At 69.1% G+C, this 556-nt stretch carries 1 protein-coding gene; it reads right to left on the bottom strand.

Annotated elements, in window-relative coordinates; translation table 11 throughout:
• Window positions 1–390, bottom strand: a 390-nt coding sequence (locus KME75_RS42335) for a DDE-type integrase/transposase/recombinase (RefSeq protein WP_219420726.1), incomplete at its 3' end; no start/stop codon positions are given.
• Window positions 391–556: the final 166 nt, after the last annotated feature.

The raw sequence follows: 556 nt of genomic DNA, 5'->3' as shown, positions 1-556 counted from the left end.
CGAGTGGCGCAGATTCAGCTCGGCGATCGTGGTGGCGAAGTCGTGGGAGGTGTAGTTGCTGCCGCGGTCGGAGTGGAATATCGCGCCCGGTTGCAGCGCGCCGCGCGCGGCGGCGTGCCGCAATGCAGCGGTGATGAGTGGGGTCTTGTAGTTGTCGCCCATCGCGTAGCCGATAACCATTCTGGTGTGGCAATCGATGACCGTGGCGAGGTACAGCCAGCCTTCCCAGGTCGGGATGTAGGTGATGTCGCCGACGGTCTTGCGGCCGGGCACCTCGGCGGTGAAGTCCTGCCCGACCAGGTCGGGGATGTGGTGGTCCCGGTCGTCGGGCTCGGTCAGGCCGGCCCGCCACGGTCGGGGCTGGCAGGGGCGCAGGTCCAGCTCGCGCATGATGTCACGGACGAGTTCCGGGCCGCAGGGCACGCCGGCACGTAAACATTCAGCGGTGTGGGTGGCATGGCGTGATCGCCGGTCGGCCGTTCGGCCTCCGGTGCGCTCGGCTCGGTGTCCGTGGTCAGGTGGGCGCGGGTAGTGCCGGCATCCAGGGGTGGCCGGT

Origin of the sequence: Pseudonocardia nigra, assembly GCF_019396355.1 — a bacterium.
GTDB classification, from domain to species: domain Bacteria; phylum Actinomycetota; class Actinomycetes; order Mycobacteriales; family Pseudonocardiaceae; genus Pseudonocardia; species Pseudonocardia nigra.
The sequence above is the reverse complement of the archived record's forward strand: the minus strand, read 5'-3'. Positions and strand labels throughout refer to the sequence as shown.